Origin of the sequence: Streptomyces sp. SID486, assembly GCF_009865385.1 — a bacterium.
Classification (GTDB): Bacteria; Actinomycetota; Actinomycetes; order Streptomycetales; family Streptomycetaceae; genus Streptomyces.
This window is the reverse complement of record NZ_WWJT01000231.1, coordinates 1-1,819: the sequence shown is the minus strand read 5'-3', so window position 1 is coordinate 1,819 and position 1,819 is coordinate 1. Positions and strand designations below refer to the sequence as shown.

General features: G+C 70.2%; 1 protein-coding gene. It reads left to right on the top strand.

All coding sequences use genetic code 11. The features are described from left to right. Positions 1-392 precede the first annotated feature (392 nt). Positions 393-1,819, top strand: a 1,427-nt coding sequence (locus GT045_RS11920; RefSeq protein WP_161334134.1) for an APC family permease, incomplete at its 3' end; no start/stop codon positions are given.

Below are 1,819 nucleotides of genomic sequence, written 5' to 3'. Positions count from 1 at the left end.
GACCGCGCCCCCGGCCGTGCCCGGGACCGGTTCGCGGGTCCGGATACCGGACACCCTGACATTTTTTTGACACGTTGCCTGCGGTTCCCGTTCAGGTGGGATGAAACGGGTGACGAAGGGGTTGCCGCCGTATGTCCTTCGAAAGCAAGGTCACATTCGGATGGAGCTTGGTGGATGCCCCTATAGGGCGTCACGGCCTGGGAAAGTAACGCGGCGGCGCGCCTCCCGCAGGTGCGGATTCCGAAGGTGAACGGCCATTGACGGGGCGGTTTTCGTCGGGGTTCTCTATGCAACGCCGGGAGCGGACGAAACGAACGTACGACGATCCGCCGGAGGCGATAGCGCTCCCGACCCCCTCCCCCCAAGTCGCACCAGTCGATCGGAACCGCCGTATGACCGACACGCTCCAGAAGTCCGTGGCCGACGCCCCGACGGCCCCCGCACCGGGGCTCAAGCGGTCCATCGGCGTCGTCGGCGGCACCCTGCTGACGCTGTCGTGCGTCACGCCCGCCTCCACGCTCTTCGTGGTCGTCCCGGACCTGTTCGGCTCCCTCGGCACCGCCACCGCCCTCACGATCGCCATCGGCTCCCTCCTCTGTATCGCCGTGGCGTTCTGCTACTCCGAGCTGGGCACCCTCATCCCCAGCGCGGGCGGCGAGTACGCCATGGTGTCGACGATGGCCGGGCGGCTCGCGGGCTGGCTGGTCTTCGTGCTCTCCCTGCTGGTCGTGATGATCGTCCCGCCGGTGATCGCGATGGGCACGGCGGACTACCTCGCCCCGATCGTGCACCTCGACCCCTCGATGACCGGCGCCGGCGTGATGCTCCTCGCCACCCTCGCCGGCCTGCTCGACCTGCGCGCCAACGCCTGGATCACCGGCATCTTCCTGGTCCTGGAGGTCATCGCCGCCGGTGTCGTCGCCCTGCTGGGCTTCACCCACGGCCACCGCGGCGTGGGCAGCCTCGTCTCCATGCAGGTGGCGGGCGGTGACGGCCACACGGACACCGTGACGGCCATGCTGGTCGTCTCCGGGCTCGCCATCGCCCTCTTCGTCACCCAGGGCTTCTCGACCGCCGTCTACCTCTCCGAGGAACTGGAGAACCCGCGCCGCAACGTCGCCCGCACGGTCCTCGCCACCCTCGCCATCTCCACCGTGGTCATCCTGGTGCCGGTCACCGCGATCACCATGGGCGCCGGCGACCTCCAGGAGCTGACCGGCGGCGACATCAGCGCCATGGTCACCGCCTGGTCCAACTCCGCGGTCGGCACCTTCGTCAGCCTCTGCGTCGCCCTCGCCATCATCAACGCGGGCATCGTCATGGTCATCCAGAACTCCCGCGTCCTGTTCGCCTCCGCCCGCGACAAGGCGTGGCCCGGCCCCGTCAACTCGGTGTTCTCCCGGCTCGGCCGCTTCGGCTCCCCCTGGGTGGCCACCCTCGCGGTCGGCGTCCCCGGCGCGCTGCTCTGCTTCGTCAACCTGGACACCCTGTACGGCGTCACCGGCGTCTCGGTGACCGGCATGTACCTGCTGGTCGCGGTCGCCGCCCTGCTCGCCCGCCGCGGCTCCCACAAGCACACGCCCGCCTGGCGGATGCCGCTGTGGCCCGCCGTGCCGGTCCTGCTCATCGCCGTCCTGGCGTACATCCTGACCCAGCAGGAGACCAGCTACCTGGTGTGGACCGGCGGCATCACCGCCGCCGCCACCCTCTACTGGGCCTTCTACCTGCGCCCGCGCCGTGACACCCGCTGGCTGGTGACGATCCCGGCGGACGCGCAGATCCCGGACACCCTGGCCGTCCCCGCCCAGCCCGGCCCCCC